14 protein-coding genes are annotated in these 15,763 nt (G+C 67.0%); 5 read left to right on the plus strand and 9 right to left on the minus strand.

All coding sequences use genetic code 11. The features are described 5' to 3' along the window. Nucleotides 1-582 precede the first annotated feature (582 nt). Nucleotides 583-903, minus strand: coding sequence for a hypothetical protein (locus tag EUA06_RS00005; RefSeq protein ID WP_129472979.1), 321 nt, complete (start codon nucleotides 901-903; stop codon nucleotides 583-585). A 135-nt stretch (nucleotides 904-1,038) separates the two neighbouring features. On the opposite strand from EUA06_RS00005, the gene EUA06_RS00010 reads away from it, so the two are divergent. Continuing rightward, the gene (locus EUA06_RS00010; RefSeq protein WP_129472980.1) at nucleotides 1,039-1,419 is read left to right on the plus strand and encodes a DUF6281 family protein; all 381 of its coding nucleotides are present in this window, start codon (nucleotides 1,039-1,041) and stop codon (nucleotides 1,417-1,419) included. Nucleotides 1,420-1,726: 307 nt separating this feature from the next. On the opposite strand, the gene EUA06_RS00015 is transcribed toward EUA06_RS00010, so the two are convergent. The 4 genes from EUA06_RS00015 to EUA06_RS00030 form a co-directional block, all read right to left on the minus strand. Further along, nucleotides 1,727-2,134, minus strand: a complete 408-nt coding sequence (locus tag EUA06_RS00015) for a VOC family protein (RefSeq protein WP_129472981.1) — start codon at nucleotides 2,132-2,134, stop codon at nucleotides 1,727-1,729. Beyond that, the gene (locus EUA06_RS00020) at nucleotides 2,131-3,402 is read right to left on the minus strand and encodes an IS256 family transposase (RefSeq protein WP_129472982.1); all 1,272 of its coding nucleotides are present in this window, start codon (nucleotides 3,400-3,402) and stop codon (nucleotides 2,131-2,133) included. Before EUA06_RS00020 ends, EUA06_RS00015 begins: the two co-directional genes overlap by 4 nt. A gap of 94 nt (nucleotides 3,403-3,496) precedes the next feature. Then, nucleotides 3,497-3,709, minus strand: coding sequence for a hypothetical protein (locus tag EUA06_RS00025; RefSeq protein ID WP_129472983.1), 213 nt, complete (start codon nucleotides 3,707-3,709; stop codon nucleotides 3,497-3,499). A 129-nt stretch (nucleotides 3,710-3,838) separates the two neighbouring features. Further along, entirely contained in the window at nucleotides 3,839-4,639 is an 801-nt protein-coding gene (locus EUA06_RS00030) for a helix-turn-helix transcriptional regulator (protein ID WP_129472984.1), read from the minus strand. Nucleotides 4,640-5,319: 680 nt separating this feature from the next. On the opposite strand from EUA06_RS00030, the gene EUA06_RS00035 reads away from it, so the two are divergent. Both EUA06_RS00035 and EUA06_RS22850 read left to right on the plus strand, forming a co-directional pair. Further along, complete coding sequence (locus EUA06_RS00035; protein ID WP_129472985.1) at nucleotides 5,320-8,397, plus strand: lamin tail domain-containing protein; 3,078 nt, start codon at nucleotides 5,320-5,322, stop codon at nucleotides 8,395-8,397. Nucleotides 8,398-8,421: 24 nt separating this feature from the next. Further along, on the plus strand, nucleotides 8,422-9,336 hold the full coding sequence (locus EUA06_RS22850) for a DUF480 domain-containing protein (protein WP_129472986.1): 915 nt from the start codon (nucleotides 8,422-8,424) through the stop codon (nucleotides 9,334-9,336). Between the two features lie 174 nt (nucleotides 9,337-9,510). Here the strand turns inward: EUA06_RS22850 and EUA06_RS00045 are convergent, their stop codons facing one another. Next, entirely contained in the window at nucleotides 9,511-10,254 is a 744-nt protein-coding gene (locus EUA06_RS00045) for a DUF4386 domain-containing protein (protein ID WP_207208141.1), read from the minus strand. Nucleotides 10,255-10,380: 126 nt separating this feature from the next. On the opposite strand from EUA06_RS00045, the gene EUA06_RS00050 reads away from it, so the two are divergent. Beyond that, nucleotides 10,381-11,013: a TetR/AcrR family transcriptional regulator C-terminal domain-containing protein gene (locus tag EUA06_RS00050; protein WP_207208142.1), complete on the plus strand. Its 633-nt coding sequence runs from the start codon at nucleotides 10,381-10,383 to the stop codon at nucleotides 11,011-11,013. A gap of 81 nt (nucleotides 11,014-11,094) precedes the next feature. Here the strand turns inward: EUA06_RS00050 and EUA06_RS00055 are convergent, their stop codons facing one another. From EUA06_RS00055 to EUA06_RS00065, 3 genes are all read right to left on the minus strand, one after another. After that, nucleotides 11,095-12,018, minus strand: a complete 924-nt coding sequence (locus tag EUA06_RS00055) for an endonuclease/exonuclease/phosphatase family protein (RefSeq protein ID WP_129472987.1) — start codon at nucleotides 12,016-12,018, stop codon at nucleotides 11,095-11,097. A gap of 98 nt (nucleotides 12,019-12,116) precedes the next feature. Beyond that, entirely contained in the window at nucleotides 12,117-14,651 is a 2,535-nt protein-coding gene (locus EUA06_RS00060; protein WP_129472988.1) for a glycerophosphodiester phosphodiesterase family protein, read from the minus strand. A gap of 162 nt (nucleotides 14,652-14,813) precedes the next feature. Further along, nucleotides 14,814-15,137: an STAS domain-containing protein gene (locus EUA06_RS00065; RefSeq protein ID WP_129472989.1), complete on the minus strand. Its 324-nt coding sequence runs from the start codon at nucleotides 15,135-15,137 to the stop codon at nucleotides 14,814-14,816. 222 nt (nucleotides 15,138-15,359) lie between these two features. Here EUA06_RS00065 and EUA06_RS00070 point away from each other — a divergent pair, with 222 nt between their 5' ends. Continuing rightward, nucleotides 15,360-15,695, plus strand: coding sequence for a hypothetical protein (locus EUA06_RS00070; RefSeq protein ID WP_129472990.1), 336 nt, complete (start codon nucleotides 15,360-15,362; stop codon nucleotides 15,693-15,695). Nucleotides 15,696-15,763: the final 68 nt, after the last annotated feature.

Below are 15,763 nucleotides of genomic sequence, written 5' to 3' on the forward strand. Positions count from 1 at the left end.
AGAATGATCAGGAACAACAACAGCTTCGGCAAGAACTCCGTGATCGTGCTCAGGCCGTCTTTCAGGCCGTCCTTCAGTGTCTCTCCCATGAGTTTTCCCTTCCAGAAGTGCACGAACCGACCAGCAGTCGCGACCGGTTCGGGTAAGACCACACCCGTGGCTTACGTCGTAAACAAACCACGGCCGGTGGACGTGTGGCTACACCCCTTTAGGTCGAGCAACGACAACAGACTGGAGGTCCGTGTTGTCGATGCCCGAATCCTTGACCTGCCGATCGACGAGTTCATGGACGTGCTGAGCACCGACGACTGCATCGCGTTTGAATCCGGTCCGTTGACTGAGCCCAAGCCCCTTCGCCACGCAGCCAGCGCCCCTCCATGGCGCCTGAGGCGTGCGTCGGAAGGGGAACCCCGACTGGGAAACGACCAGCTGGGACCGAGGAACTGTGCGATCTGGTCCCACAAGTCCTGTCCGCGGCCCATCGCCGGGCAGGGGGGCCGTGCGGGTGCCTGACGCCTTCTGAGCTAGGCGCAGAGCCCGCCCGGAACGCGGCGGAATGTGGCACGTTCGGCCGCGTCGCTGTCACTCAAGTTCGCTGGTCGGTACTTCCTCGACGGGACGTCTTGTGCGTCTCGGTGTCCCGCGTTCCCACCAGTCGATCGGCGGAGCTCCATGCAGCTGGCCCGCGGTCACCTGGACGTTGCCGACGTTGCAGAACTTCCAGAGTTCTTTCGCGGCGCGTGAGTACTGGAACAGGACCTCGTCGACGCCGAAGACCTTGAGTTCGTCGCTGCGGAACCGGTCAATCGCCTCTGCTACGTGCGCCACGAGTTCGGCGAGCTCCGCCTCGTGGTAGGCCGCCACCGCCTCGCGAGCTTGCTGGCGATCTGACTTCTGGGACACGAACTGAGGCTAGTGCGGATCGCCGAACGAGAGAATGCGTGCACTCATCGCGGCAGATCCGGGCGTCTCGTCGCAGCGGAGCCGGTTGTGTGTCGGCGTCGTCTCAGTGGCATGGAGCGACCGCATACTGACCGGGTGAGGACCAGTCTGCTCCTGCTCGTCAGCGTCGTGGCGACTGGCTGTTCCCAGGCTGGTACGCAGTCGTCGGCGGATTGTCCCGATCAGGTTCGAGTCGAGGACGTCGTCTACACGTCGTGGGGGCAGACCGAACGACCGGCAAACTCACACGCCAAGGCGGATCAGGCCGAGTGTGACGACGCAGGAGAGAGCCCCAACGGTTCAGTGTTTCCGGACGACCCCGTCCAGGTCCGGACTTGGACTTTCGAGGGGTATCCCCCTGAGATGGTCCTTGGCATCCGGTACGACACCAACGCTCTTGGGGTCTTCATCGCCGACACCGTGCCGGTCGAGGAACGCGAGCGCATCTACGAAGACCTGTCCGGCGCGCAACCCTGACGAACTCATCTCGGCATGAGCGTGCCCTCGTCGTGGCAGATCAGGGCGTTGTCACGCGCCGCGCCCAGTCGTGTAGCAGGACTATGTCGTTGGCTTCCGGATTGTCTCCCAGTCGCCGGGTCCCGTTCCTTCAAGCACGTAAGTTCCGCGCCACTCAGAGCCCGTGACCGCAATCGCCACGTCTGGCTCTACCCCGACGACCCGGTAGACCGACACCTGATCCACGGCATCGCCATCGCAGCCAACCACATCACCGCCACCGAGACTTGTCTCCGAGGAATCGTCAAGACCTGTGGATCGGTGAGTTCTACGGGTTGCTCGCGGTGAGCTCGACCTCGTAGCCGTCGGTGTTCGATAGGTAGGCGGCGTAGGTCTGCGGGCCGCCGGCGTGGGGGTGCTTGTCGGCGAACATGAGTGCCCAACCGTTCTCGGCGGCTGCCGCGGTGAGTGCGTCGACGCGGTGCTGGTCGCCGGCGTGGAAGGCCAGGTGGTTGAGTCCGGGGCGCTTCCGGTCGTGAGGTTCCTCGAGCATGTCGGGCGACTGCTCGATCACGATGTAGGTGCCCGTGAGCCGCCAACTGCGTCCGCCGGTCCATTCTTGAAAGGGCTGGTAGCCCAGCTCGGTGAGCAGCCATCCCCACTCCGCGGCGGCGCGGTCGATGTCGGGGACCCACAACTCGATGTGGTGGATGCCTCCGGTCGGTGCCTGGCTCACGCGGCCGCTCCCTTCTCGTCGTCGTCACGTTCGACGAGTTTGCCTTTCTTGAAGGTCGCGCCCGCGCGGACCAGCGCGACCAGGTGCGGTGCGTTGACTGCGCGCCACCGGGCTTGCGCGGACTCGATGAGCTTGAACGCCATGGCCACCCCGGCGGCCCGGGATCCGGGGCCCTTGGTGACCCGCTGACGAAGCCGGACCGTTGCGAAGGTCGACTCAATCGGGTTGGTCGTGCGGAGGTGGATCCAGTGCTCGGCCGGGTAGTCGTAGAACGCCAGGAGCACGTCGAGGTCGTCGGTGATCTTCGCGGCCACCTTGGGCCACTTGGTGCCGTACTCGGCTGCGAACGCCTTCGCCGCTGCCTTCGCGTGGTCCTTGTCCTCGGCGTTCCAGATCTCGGCCAGTGCGGCCTTCGCTCCGGGCTGGGCCGACTTGGGCAGAGCGTTGAGGACGTTGGCGATCTTGTGGAACCAACACCGCTGCTCCCGGGCCTCGGGGAACACCTCGCGGACCGCGGCCCAGAACCCGAGCGCTCCGTCGCCGACCGCGAGGACCGGGGCGCGCATCCCACGTCGCTTGCAAGACCGGAGCAGGTCGAGCCAGGATTCGGTCGACTCGCGGTGTCCGTCGTCGAGCGCGATCAGTTCCTTCGAACCGTCGGCCCGCACGCCGATCATCACCAGCAGGCACACCTTGTCCTGCTCCAGGCGGACCTTGAGGTGGATCCCGTCGACCCACACGTACACGTAGTCGGTCTCGGCCAGCGAGCGCTTGTTGAACGCGACTGCCTCGTCTTGCCAGTCCTTCGTCAAGCGAGTGATCGTGGCTGCGGACAGGCCCGCGCCGGAGCCGAGGAACTGGGTCAGCGCGGGACCGAAGTCGCCGCTGGACAAGCCGTGCAGGTACAGCAGCGGCAACACCTCGGCGACCTTCGGTGACTTCCTCGCCCAAGCCGGCAGGATCGCCGAAGCGAACCGCTCCCGCTGCCCGGTGGTCGGGTCGACGCGCTTGTCGTTCACCCGCGGCGCACGCACCGGGATCGCGCCCGCCGCCGTGGTCACCTCCCGCGGCTCGTGATGACCGTTACGAACCACCAGCCGCCGACCCGCCTCGTCGACCTCATCGGCGAACGCCTCGACGTAGGCGGCGACCTCGGCCTGCAACGCGACGGCAAGCATCTGCCGAGCGCCGTCGCGGACGATCTCATCAAGCAGCGACCCACCGGCCGACTCGTTGGACGCCTCGACGTCGTGGACTACCTTGAGCATGAGCGCACCTTCCCGAACCAGCGCGCCAACGCCGGTTCCTGATCAGAGTTCTGTGACTACGAGATCTTCCTCGGGAAGGTGCGCTTCATCGCGTTCACCCGCCGAGGGCCATCCACAGGTTCTGATCATTGCTCCTTGTCTCCTCCGCCTCGGCGGAAGCCTTCACCAGGTTGTGAGTGCGGTATGTCGAGCCCTGATATTCGATCCGCGCATTGCAGTCTCCATCGCTCGCCGAGTCGCCGCTGCCGCAAGCGGTGAGAGCAATAACCACCCCAAAACCCGTTAGGGCAATCGCGACATGCCTCACGTGTTCCACCCTTCGTCCGGTCACGATCCTAGGGACCCTACACACACGCTCATCGGCAGATGCGGTAAGTCGCACGCGCGCCGACAGGCGGCGCTTCGGGCGTGTCTCCGGTGCGGTTCGTTCCACGCGTCACTCGACAGCTGAGAGCTCGGTCTGCCGCAGGCGGCCGATCCATTCTGTGACATCGACCGGTCGCCACCGAAGGTGTTTGCCGACCTTGCTCGCCGGTGGTCCGTACCCGGACTTCCGCCATCCGTAGACCGTGTCCTTGGAGACGCCGAGGTAGTGAGCGACCTCGGCGATGGACCATAGGCGTTCGTTGTCGTTGGAGGTTGCCGGAACTGTTCTCGGACCCGACTCGGGAGTGTGAACTGGGTCGCTGCCTTGAGGACCATGTCTTTCGTAGGCCGCTCGCGCTCGCGTGCTGGCTGACGAGCTGCTGGTCTCGCGGGTGTCGCCGTCGCCTTCGATTGCCTCGAATGGCCACAGCTCGAGTTGATCGCTGTCGTCTCGTTCGCTGGCCACAGGGATCCCCTCACGTCTAGGACGACGCCTTGGCGCGATCGTCCGGTCACTGACAGACAGCCACCGCCTCTGGCTGACAACGGACAATCTCCGCCGAGATCGAGGTTCAACGACTAGCCGACATCTCAGCCTTCGCCGTTCCTGACTGCGAGGAGCGCGGTCTGCACGTCTGCGTACGCGGGTCGATCCAGGACGCCATCGCGCGAGGCCCTCCGGACGACATCGAGCACCGATGCGATGGCGGTTGGGTCCTCCAGGACGGCAACGATGCACGCGTCCAGGTCGTGCGTCTGCGGCAGTGGCTTGCTCGGCTCGGCCGACTTGCTTGACTCGGGCGGGCTCGGTGGGGGAGAGGCCGTATCGTCGGACGCCAACAAGCGCGCGCGGTAGGCGCGCTGGCGACATGCGTTGGAGCACCAGATCCGTCGGCGACCGCGTGGGCCGGCTCCGGGCACTCGTGTAGCGAGAGGTCGCCCGCAGCCCGGACACGGCGCCGGTGGATTCGCCTCCAGCCACGCCAGTCCCAGGCGGTCGTCACGAGCCCGCGCAGCCCGCTCGAGGCGCTGGTTCCGATTCGACATGCCTCTGGATGCTACGCCTGGCGCGTTACGAAACGTTACGCCAGAACCGAGAATGCATGGGGTGCGAGGTACTTGGTGAGCGGTTGGAGAACCTGTATGTGCGTGCTGATTGCATGGAAGGGCGGCCGATCGAGGTAGCTCGTCGAGCCGCATACACCCACGAGGGCACGATTCGTGCTCACAGTGTCTGGCAGGGCGAGCGTCACGACGTGCTGGTCATGCTGCGCTTCCCCTCGAGTGGTCGCGATGAGCCGCCGAGCATCGGCCGAGCGGCTGGAGTTCGCGACATCCCTAGCAGTTGCCCGAACGTCTGCCAGCCGCTTCGGACCCATGCTCGCCCCGGGGTGTTGCCGCCTCGTTGGCGCGGAGTTCACGTGAGGTTCTCGCCCGCCCCGTTGGCTTCCTATGTATTCCCGCGGCCGGTGAAGGTCGCGCAATCCTTGGCTGGCTCGGGCCCGGTCGCCGACTCAAGGACTGTCGAAAGTGTCTCTCCAACGTCGTGCCGTGGCCGCTGCTGTGGTCACCACCCTTGGGATCGCCTCCCTCTCCCTCACTGCGCCTGCTTCCGCCGCCGACCCGGCCGGCGCAGCCGGCACCGTCGTCATCAACGAGGTCAGCTCGAACGGGTTCGCCGGGGGTGACTTCATTGAGCTCTACAACAAGAGCAGCACGACGATCGACCTGACCGGCTACCACCTCAAGGACAACGCGCCCCTCGTCGAGGACGACATCCCGCTCGTCGGGAAGATCCCTCCGCAGGGCTACGTCGTCATCTACACCAGCTCCCCGTCCTCGGGCCCCAAGTCGTTCGGGCTGGGCAGCGCGGATGAGGCCAACCTGATCTCTCCCGACGGGCTGACCACGGTCGACTCCTACGGCTGGACGTCGCACCGCACCCCGAGCTGGGGCCGTACACCGGACGCGACAGGCGAGTTCGCGGCGACGACGTCCCCGACACCGGGCGGCCCCAACACGCTGGGCAGTACTGCCGAGGCTCAGGTCACCATCAACGAGGTGTTCACAGACGGTGCCGGCACGAGTGCCCCAGGCCTGCACGACTACGTCGAGATCTACAACGGCGGCTCGACGCCGATCGACCTCAGCGGTTGGTACGTCACCGACGGCGCCGGCACCCCGACGCCGGCTGACCGGGTCACCCTGGGGGGCGCGACCGCCGTCCTTCCGGCCGCCCGCTACCTCGCCGTCGAGACCGAACTGACCGACGCCGAGATTCCCGCCGGTTTCACCTACCTGCCGGTGAGCAACGGGACCAAGTCCGGCTTCGGACTCAACAAGCTCGATTGGGTGTTCTTGTACAAGCCTGACGGGACGCTGGTCGCGACGACGTTCAAGGGCGTGCTCCCCGACGAGCACGCCAACACCTGGTCGAGAGTGACGTCAGGCACCGGCCTGTGGAAGAACGGCGCCGACCAGACGCCGGGTGCGATCAACACCTTCCCCGGGGGAGGAGTCGAGACGCCGCCGCTGGACCCGAATTGGGACGACATCGAGATCAACGAGATCGCTTCGCTCAATGCCGACGACGAGGGCAACCCCGGGTTCGGTGACGCCGTCGAGCTCGTCAACACCGGTGACACGGCCGTCACCATCGAGGGCTGGTACCAGACCGACAGCGGGGCTGCCTCTGGTGCAGAGCCACTGCCCCTCGCTGAGCTCAAAGTCTGGGACGGCGACAGCCTCGAGCCGGCCGCGGACTTCGTGGTCCCTGCCGGTGGCTACGTCGCGTTCACCTCGACAAAGGGCCTCTCGGGCGAGGGCGACTCGGTCAAGATCTATGGCCCGGGCGCCGAAGCCGGCGTACGCCAGCTCGTCGACCAGGCGTCGTACGGCGACGGCGATGCGGGTGTCTCGGACAACTACGAGTCCGACTCGGTCGCGTTCGCGGCCTGCCCAGACGGCTCCGACGAGTTCTGGCGAGTCACCGAGAACAGCTTCGGCCAGGACAACACTGCATCGTGCGCCACCAAGTCGCGTCGTCTCGACTCCTCGGTCGTGCTCAACGAGGTGTCCAACAGCGCAGGCAAGGCCGAGCTGCTCAACACCGGCGACGCCGCGGTCGACATTGCCGGGTGGCAGCTCGTCGACGCCGACGGGAACGTCGTCCACACGGTTCCGGACGGTACGTCGATCGAGCCCGGCGCGTTCTACCTCGCCGAAGGCATCGTCGGACTGGACAGCGCCGACTCGGTGACCCTCCGCCGCGCCACCGACGGCGCCGCCGTGGTTGCGCACACCTGGTTCGAGGACGGCATCGCGTCGTACAGCCGCTGTGAGCTGTTCGGAGACATCGCCTACGTCGAGACTCCGCTAGCGACCTGGGGGGCTGCCAACTCCTGCCCGAGCCTGGACCCCCAGCCGTGGTTGGGGGGCGCGGACGTCGTCACCGTCGATGAGGTGAACGGCTTCGGCGATGGCGACGGCAACGGCGAAGGCGACGTGTCCGGCGCGACGTTCGACCCGAAGCATCCGGGCATCCTGTGGGTCGTGCAGAACAAGAACACCTTGCACAAGATGCACAAGGTCGGTGACGTGTACGTCGCGGTCGACGGCTGGGTCGGGGGCAAGAAGCTGCACTTCGCCGACGGCACGGGCGCGCTCGACTCCGAGGGCGTCACCGTCGCACCTGACGGGTCGCTGTACATCACCTCCGAGCGCGACAACGACAACAGCGACGTGTCGTACAACAAGATCGCCCGCTTCATCGTCAGCGACGTGACCCAGGCGACCACCGACCTGACCGCCGTCGAGGAGTGGGACGTCAACGGGTTCGTCGTCACCGGCACCAACCTCGGCCTGGAGGGCATCACCTATGTGCCCGACGCGTTCCTGGTCGCCGCCAAGTGGGAGGTCGGTGGCTCGTTGTACCGGGCGAGCACCTACCCGACTTCGGGGCTCTTCGTGACCGCAGTCGAGGGCACAGGGGACCTGCACTTCTTCTCGCTGCGCTCTGGGCGTGCGCCGATGGAGGTGAAGGTGGAGTCGTCCGGCTTCCCCTTCTCGATGGATGTGACCTACGACGCCGACAGGGGCGTCCTCTGGTCACTGTGCGACGACAGCTGCGGCGGGATCTACAACGTCCTCTCGGTCGTAGACGGAGACTTCACGGTCGAGACGTCGTACGCACGTCCCGCCGGAATGTCGAACCTCAACAACGAGGGCATGGCGATCGCCCCCGACTCGACCTGCGCTGCCGGGACGAAAGAGGTCATCTGGGCAGACGACGGCGACACCGACGGCTTCTCCCTGCGGGCAGGCACCCTGCCGTGCGTGGACGAGTTCCTGGTCGCGGCACTGCCCGAGATCAGCGGCTCCGCTGTCGTGGGCCAGACCCTGACCGCGGTTGCTCCACAGCTCGACCCTGCCGCCGAGGAGATCACCTACACCTGGTTTGCCGACGGTAGCGCCATTGCCGGTGCGACAGGCTCGACCCTCGTCCTCCAGCCGAGCCACCTCGGCCAGCGGATCTCGGTCACGGCGACCGTCGGCGCTCAGTACTACGAGACCCGCACTCTCCAGTCCGCGGAGACCAAGAAGGTGGCGAGGGCCAAGGGTAAGGCGTAGGCAAAACAGACCTAAGGTCGTGACGTGACAGAGCTCCCCGTCCTCGATGCGACTGAACAGCGAATCCTCGGCAGCCTGCTGGAGAAGCAGACCACCGTGCCGGCCACCTATCCCCTCTCCGCGAACGCACTGGTGTCGGCGTGCAATCAGTCGAGCAGCCGCGACCCCGTCACTGACCTCGACCAGCAGATCGTCGAGCGGACTGCGAAGTCGCTCAAGGAGCGCGGGCTGTTGCGGATCGTGTGGTCCGACACCGGGCGCCGGACGCTGAAGTACCACCAGATCCTCGATGAGTATCTCGCCCTCGAGCCCGACGAGCGGGCGCTGCTCACGGTGCTGCTCCTCCGTGGCCCGCAGGCGCCGGGCGAGCTGCGCACCCGCACCGAGCGGTTGCACGGGTTCGCCGACCGGCGCGAGGTCGAGGAGTGCTTGCGCGGGATGGCGAGCCGCCCGCAACCGCTGGTCTGCGAGCTCGAGCGCCGGTCGGGCCAGCAGGATCCGCGCTGGATCCACCTCCTGGGCGCCGCGCCGGCGCAGGCCTCGGGCGAAACCGGACCGGCTGCGAGTGCCGACCCGTCGCGCATCCGCGTCACGCAGATCATCGCCGACCTCCACGTACCCGACCTCGCCGCCGCCAAGAGCTTCTACAGCGAGTACCTGGGGTTGGCCGAGGAGGAGTTCAACCTGGGCTGGGTGGCCCGCCACACGTCTCCTGCATCCAGGGCGACGCTCCAGGTGATGACCAGTGATGCCACCGCGCCCGTGGACCCCGTGGTCTCGGTCATGGTCGACGACGTCGAGCTCGCCTACCGCCAGGCACAGGAGCGTGGGTACGAGATCGTGCATCCCCTGACGACCGAGGCATGGGGCGTGACTCGCTTCTTCGTCCGTGCTCCCGATGGCAACGTGCTCAACGTCGTTCAGCAGCACGCAAGCTGAGGGTCTGGAGAGTCCTTGGTTCTATGCAGGAGTGCGTTTCTCCGCCTCGGGCGGTGCCAAGCATGCGTAAGGACGGCGGCGTCGTCGGGTCATGAGGGGCTTGCGCGCGGGCTCGGTGGTTCGCCACCGGCCCTGCTCGCATTCTCGGTCAACTTCCAGTCGACAAGGCGTCGGTCAAGCGCGGGTAGGTGCGGGACTGAGCGTCTCCGCTGGAAGCGGCGACGCTGATGAGGACCGTCGGACTCCCCGGACCAGGAGGTAGCCGATCATCCAGAACTCCCCGACGCTCGCTGGGACGGTGAGGATCTCGACCAGCATGTCGGCATCAGGCGCGAGGTAGTCCACGAATCCGCTGATGACGTAGCCGACGCCGCCGGCTACGAGGATCCAACCGAGGGCGCGGGGCATCCACCTCGACTCGATCACGCACCATCCCATCGGCACGAGCCACAGGCCGAAGAAGAGCGTGCCGACCACCCATAGGTTCTCGCTGACGAGGTAGGCCAGCTGGGCCGCCTCCGGGGCGCCGACCGGATCGAGCGCGACGTCGAGTGCTGTCGCCATGCAGGCGGCGCTGATGAGGATGACGACCGCGTTGACGATCCCGAAGACCGCGATCGCTCCGGCCGCGAAGGCGTCAACGGCGCGGAAGAGGCGAAAGAACCAGAGCGCGGCCAGCGCCTGGGTAGCCGCGATCGCCATCTCCAGGACAATGCCCGTCCTGGCCAGCGCCTCGTGGTCGACCAGTTGCTGCACTGTGGCGCCGGGGTCTCCTGGCTCGAAGATCATCGGGCGGACCAGCAGAAAGCCGACCATCCCGGTCAGTGCCAGCCCGAGGTAAAGCACGCCCGTCACTCGAGCGGTCCGCTTGTCTGCCGCGTGTGGTTCGAGCACCTTCATGACGGTTGGCTGGGTCATGTTTAGCTCCCTCGATATGCCTTACGTTGTAAGGCGAAGCCATCGAACCATACGTTGTAAGGTCCGCGCAAGGGACGGAGGTGCAGATTGGAACGGGACCAGCGCGAGCCATTAACCAGGGACCGCGTGCTGAACGTGGCGGTCGCGATCGCTGACGCCGAAGGGGTGAGCGCCCTCACGATGCGGCGGGTTGCCTCCGCCGTCGGCGTCGAGGCGATGTCGCTCTACCACCACCTGCCCAACAAGGAAGCGTTGCTCGACGGCGTGGTCGACACCGTGGTGGGGGAGATCCACGAACGACTCGAGGCGGAAGTCTCCGCTCCCGCTGCAGACGACTGGCGTGTCACGCTGCGACAACGATTCCTCACCGCCCGGACGGTGATGCTGCGCCATCCCTGGGCGCCAGGACTCATCGGTACCAGGTCCGCGGTCCCGGCCAGCATCTACGGCCTGTACGAGGCGCTGCTCGCCACCATGGTGGGCGCCGGCTTCTCCTATCACGTCGCCCATCGAGCACTGCACACCTTCGGAAGCATGCCGCTGGGATTCGTCCAGGAGCTCTTCAGCCCGGCCGCGGCCGGCGCCGATGAGGCGGACGACGACCTCGAGGCGATGGCCGAAGCGTTCCCGCATCTGACAGCGATGGTCGCGGCCGAGGTCCACGACGCCGCCGACGCGGTTCTGGGCTGGTGCGACAGCCAGACCGAGTTCGAGTTCACCCTCGACCTGCTCCTGGACGGCTTCGCCCGCCAGCTGTGAGCACCGGCCGACCTCGCCCCCCAAGTAGCCGCGCAAGAACGTTGTATCGCGGGTCGCGGATCACGGCTCGGAACAGCTGCTTCAAGAGGTGATTCGGGCTACAGCGGTGATCAAAGGGTGGTCGGTCGCGAGCCGCGTGTTGTAGTCGTCCTTGAACCTGGAGAAGGCCACGTCTGGGGAGCCCATGATCCAGTCGATGCCCTTGTTGAACGACGGTGGATTGCACACACCGTCGACGTGGGAACCACCGGCTGCTGCGTGCATGTCACCGGACGCGGTGAAGGCGCAGAAGAACTTGGCCTTGGCGTTCATGTCACCGAGAACGACGAGCGGGACAGGGTCGGCGGTGCGGCGGTAGCGCAGCACCTCGGCGAGCTCTTGTTGCGTGGCTTCGTCGCGCAGCGCCCCGGCGGGGCCTCTGACGTCGGCTGGGTTGTGCACTGACATGACCACCAGATGCTGTCCTGTGGCGCGTTGGCGCAGCGTGACGACGGGGGTCCTCGTCATCCGGCGGTGGTACGTGCGGGTTCGGATCGTGTGTCCCTCGATGAATGCGAAGTCATCGCTGCGCCAGACAACTGCCTTGTTGCTCGCACCGAAGGTGCGGTATTCAGGTGCGAGGCTTCTGAGCTTCCGGCGCGCGGAGTGCTCGAGCTCCTGGATACCGGCGACGTCCACGCCGCTTCTGCGGAACAGCCTCACGGTCCGTTTGGTGCGCACCGTCGAGTGTGGGAACTGGGCACGTCTGGGGTTGCGCCCGTCGGTGTGGGAGGCGAACAAGGCGTTGTAGGTGGCCACCTTGAACGGTGGACCGACGTGTGACGCTGTCACCGCGGTCGAGGTGGTTTCGATTTTGGTGGGACCGGGCAACGCCACACCCGACGCGGCGGTAGGACCCATCGTCACGGAGACAGCGAGCAAGGTGACCAAGACACCCAACGCGGCCGTACGCCTGATGGTGCGCGTAGTCGCTGTCGCGGTCCCGGTTCTCCAGTGGATGCTCATGTCCTCAGGCTGGGAACTGCTGATAAGTCGGCAATGAACCTGACGTGAAGGCGTTCTCACGCGCGGTTATCGCTGACTACTTCATACGCAACCGGTCGTCAGTCGACTCGTTGCGAAGCAGGTGTCAGGCGGGAGTCCGCGCGAAGGAAGTCGTGGTCGGTGTAAGTAGCCGGGACCACGGTGCCGGTGGGCGAGGTCAGGCGCTCGTTGCCGTAGACGTGCTGGATGCCGGGAGCCTGCGACGCGGCGGCGTCAGTGAGGGTCCACCAGGCATCCGGGGCGCAGGACTCACGTCGGTTGACGTCTCCGCCGAAGACCACTGCGCCGTCGTACGCCTCCAGGACGGTGGTCAGCTCCGCGCACTGTGCCTCGTTGGCGGCCTGCGCGTCGACGGTGCCGCGTGTGCTGAGGTGGGCCGAACACGCGGTCACTCCTCGGACGGTGGTCGCGCATATCCAACGGCGCTCCTCGACCCCGGACTGGGCGGCGAAAGCCTGGTCCCGACCGCTGACGATCCGCTCCTTGGTCAGGACTGCGTTGCCGAACACGCCGCGTCCCTCGGGCTTGACGCACGGCAGCTCGGCACCGCGGTAGATGACGGGAGCGAACCGTAGCTGGTAGCCGGTTCGGCGGGCGATCTCGGCGACGTCGCCACTGCACGCTTCGTTGAGCGAGACCGCTTCGGCGTCCTGCTGCTGGATGGTCACGACCGCCTCGTCGACGACGGCCGGGTAGGCGGTCCTCCCGTAGCAGCCGGCGAGGCCAGAGAGGCAGAGGTTCATCTGGAGCATCGTGTACGGCGCGCCGACGCCCAGTCGGGTGGAAGTGACAGGCATGGCCCGAAGGAAGGCCTCGAGGCCGGCGAGGTCGTCGGTGTTGAAGTGGTCGACGCCCGCGTCGAGGAGCTCGCTCCACACCGCGTCGCGCGCCGGGCCGGCTGTGTCCGGCGTGGCCCAGAACCGGATCCGGTAGCCGGCTGCGTGAGCCTGGTCGACGATGTCGTGGAGCCTGGTCCGCTCTGCCTCGGGCATCGGGCCGACGCCCTGCCAGGTGAAGAGCTTGGTCCAGTTGTCGCTGAGCAGCGGGAGGTCGGAGGCGGGCAGCCCCGATGCGAGGTCGCCGATGCGGCCGTCGTACCCGGCGTACCGCGTGCGCTGGGACTGCATGGCAGTCAGGTCGCGATTGCCGCTGATCACGGCGGTGACGGCGTCGGGCTTCACCGCGCCCCTGCTGAAGGTCGTCATGATCCGGCGGTGCTCGGCAAGCTCGTCGTGCACGGCTGCGTACGTCGCTCCGGCCGTGCTCTTGACGTCGATGAGCAGCTGGAAGACGTCGTCGTGGCCGCGGTAGACCTGGCCGCCCTCGCGCCGCACGCGGTCGACGAGAGGGTCGAGGTAGAGGGACTCGAGGGTGCGGGAGGGGTCGACGTCGGCGAGGTCGTGCGCGACGAGCAGCTCACCGTCGACGAGCCAGACGTCGGCCTCGACGCTGGTGAAGCCGTGGGACAGGGCATCGTGCAACGGCCGACCGTGCTCGTAGTCGTTGTGCGCGTGGGCCTGCGGCAGCGGCTGGACCGACGTACGACGTGGGGCGTCGTAGGCGCGGGGCAGCCTCAGCCCGCGCTCGGCCATGAGCTCACGCAGCCGGTCGGGGTAGTCGGTGATCAGGCCGTCGACTCCCTTGTCCATGAGTGCCGCCATGGTCGGCTTGTCGTCGACGGTCCACGGAACGACCGCCAGGCCGGCGGCGTGGGCCTCGTCGACCATCGCGGTCGTCACGTAGGGCTGGTAGCCCGGGTCGTTCACCGTGCCGTCCTGGGGGAAGCCGTGGACAGGAGAGATCGCGGCGGCGCCGAACGACGCGGCGGCGGCGACCAGGGAGTCGTCGTAGTCGTCGATGTCGAGGCCCCCGAGCCAGGGTGAGGCGCCCGGCTGGTCGACCTGCAGGAAGTCGCGGTTGGTCAACGCGATGAGCGGGAACCGGGGCTCGACCTCGGCCATTCGCATCAGCGAGCCCCAGTCGAAGGACTGGATGGTGACCTGGTCGACCAGGTCGGCTGCCCGGACGTCGGCGACGACCTCCTGCACGAACTGCTCGCGCGGAGCGGTCTCCGCAGGGGCGCCGGCCTCGACCTTGGTCTCGATGTTGAGGCCGACCTGCTTCGCCTTATGGGCGTTCACCAGATCGAGCACCTGGGCCAGGGTCGGCATCCGCTCACCCGGTTGGAGCTCCTGGCCGGGGTGGGCGGTGAGGCGCTGGCTGCCGCAGTCGAGGGTCTTCACCTGGGCAAGGGTGAGCGTGTTGACGTACTTGCCCACGTAGGGGAACTCGTGGTCATCCGGCACTGCCGGCGACGTGTCGCGGCACTTCTGGCCGCTGACCCGGCGATCGTGGGTGACCACGGCGACGCGATCCTCGGTGATCTGCACGTCGAGCTCGAGGGTGCTGACCCCGAGCTCCAGCGCTTTGGCGAACGCGGGAACGGTGCTTTCCACCGTCAACCCGAGGCCGCCGCGGTGGGCCTGAAGGTCGAAACTTCGTTCAGGAGGAGCGGCGGTGGCGGGGGCCGGGACAAAGGCCATGAGGGGGAGGGCGAGAAGCGGCGCGAGGGCCAGGCGGGAGATCCGAGACATGAGTCCACCCGACCGGCGGGATACGAACGGCGGGTGTCGGAACCGCCGGCCTTGTGACGAGGCTGGATGAACTCTGCGTGCTCCAGGACAGCTGCCTCCGGAGCCAAGGGCATTCGCTGATGGTTGCGACTGCTACGCCGAGTCGACCCCGACTGGTGAAGTTCAGAAGGACGTGTGTGCTCGGGACCGGGCGCGCCGCGTCTTCAGCTCGAGGACGGCAAGGTCAGCCCGCAAGGGGCGACTGCACCCGGTGATGGTGAGGGCCACGCCCGACGCCACTGCGGCGGCACAGCAGCGTCTCAGGCCCTCCGCGCCGTCCAGGTCCGCGTGGGTAACCCTCGTGAGGTCGAGTCCGACGAAGCGGGCACGCTGGCGAAGCGCAGCGTCCACACAGCACCGCAGGTCGTACGCGGCGACGACATCAAGACTGCCGTCGACCACGATCGATGTCGCTCCCGCGACTGCGAACGAGGTGATGTGGTGCATCCCCGGTCTCCGCTGTGCTCGAGGTGTTGCACGGTGGCGTGCTCTGAGGACCAACTGTAGGAGCGGGTCGCTGGAGTGCGAAGCCCAGTTGTAATTGTTCATGCGGCCGTAACCCAAGAGGCCCGGCGAGACGGGGATTCGGCCGATCTCGACGTGGCGGCCGGGTGCTCGGGACTCGGGACTGGGACGGATTCGTTCATCTGCGTGTGGTCCACTCGCCGCATGCCAGCAACCCAGGTGTCGGGCCGCCACACGCGCATCGACGCCACGCTCGACGGTGTGGTCCTGAGCCGCTCGAAGTCGCGCTCCCGCCGCCACGAAGTGGAGCGTGTGGAGCTGGTCGGCTGGGACCGGGTCGTGGGCGCCTCGATGCTCAAGTCTCGCAGTGGGCGGCCCGTCGTCCGGCTCGCCGTCGACGGTCACGAGGCGGCCGAGCACCACCGCGACGACCCCTTCTCGGTCAAGCTGCAGAGCGGCTCGCTCGCAGCCGCACAGGAGTTCGTCGACCACGTGAACTTCGAGGTCGACGTACGGCGCCGCTGGCGCAGCGTCACGTGATGCGTACGGGATTGCGGCGTCCGCGCGAGCCCTGACGGAGGCCGGTGAGGCGCGGCTTGATCCGGAGT

Origin of the sequence: Nocardioides glacieisoli (genome assembly GCF_004137245.1) — a bacterium.
GTDB classification, from domain to species: Bacteria; Actinomycetota; Actinomycetes; order Propionibacteriales; family Nocardioidaceae; genus Nocardioides; species Nocardioides glacieisoli.

Excerpts from the sequence above, each read along its gene's own strand:
- EUA06_RS00070 (WP_129472990.1), top strand. The coding sequence starts at position 15,360 with ATGCCAGCAACCCAGGTGTCGGGCCGCCACACGCGCATCGACGCCACG.
- EUA06_RS00055 (WP_129472987.1), bottom strand. The coding sequence starts at position 12,018 with ATGAGCATCCACTGGAGAACCGGGACCGCGACAGCGACTACGCGCACC.
- EUA06_RS00020 (WP_129472982.1), bottom strand. The coding sequence starts at position 3,402 with ATGCTCAAGGTAGTCCACGACGTCGAGGCGTCCAACGAGTCGGCCGGT.
- EUA06_RS00065 (WP_129472989.1), bottom strand. The coding sequence starts at position 15,137 with ATGCACCACATCACCTCGTTCGCAGTCGCGGGAGCGACATCGATCGTG.
- EUA06_RS00060 (WP_129472988.1), bottom strand. The coding sequence starts at position 14,651 with ATGTCTCGGATCTCCCGCCTGGCCCTCGCGCCGCTTCTCGCCCTCCCC.
- EUA06_RS00045 (WP_207208141.1), bottom strand. The coding sequence starts at position 10,254 with ATGACCCAGCCAACCGTCATGAAGGTGCTCGAACCACACGCGGCAGAC.
- EUA06_RS00030 (WP_129472984.1), bottom strand. The coding sequence starts at position 4,639 with ATGTCGCCAGCGCGCCTACCGCGCGCGCTTGTTGGCGTCCGACGATAC.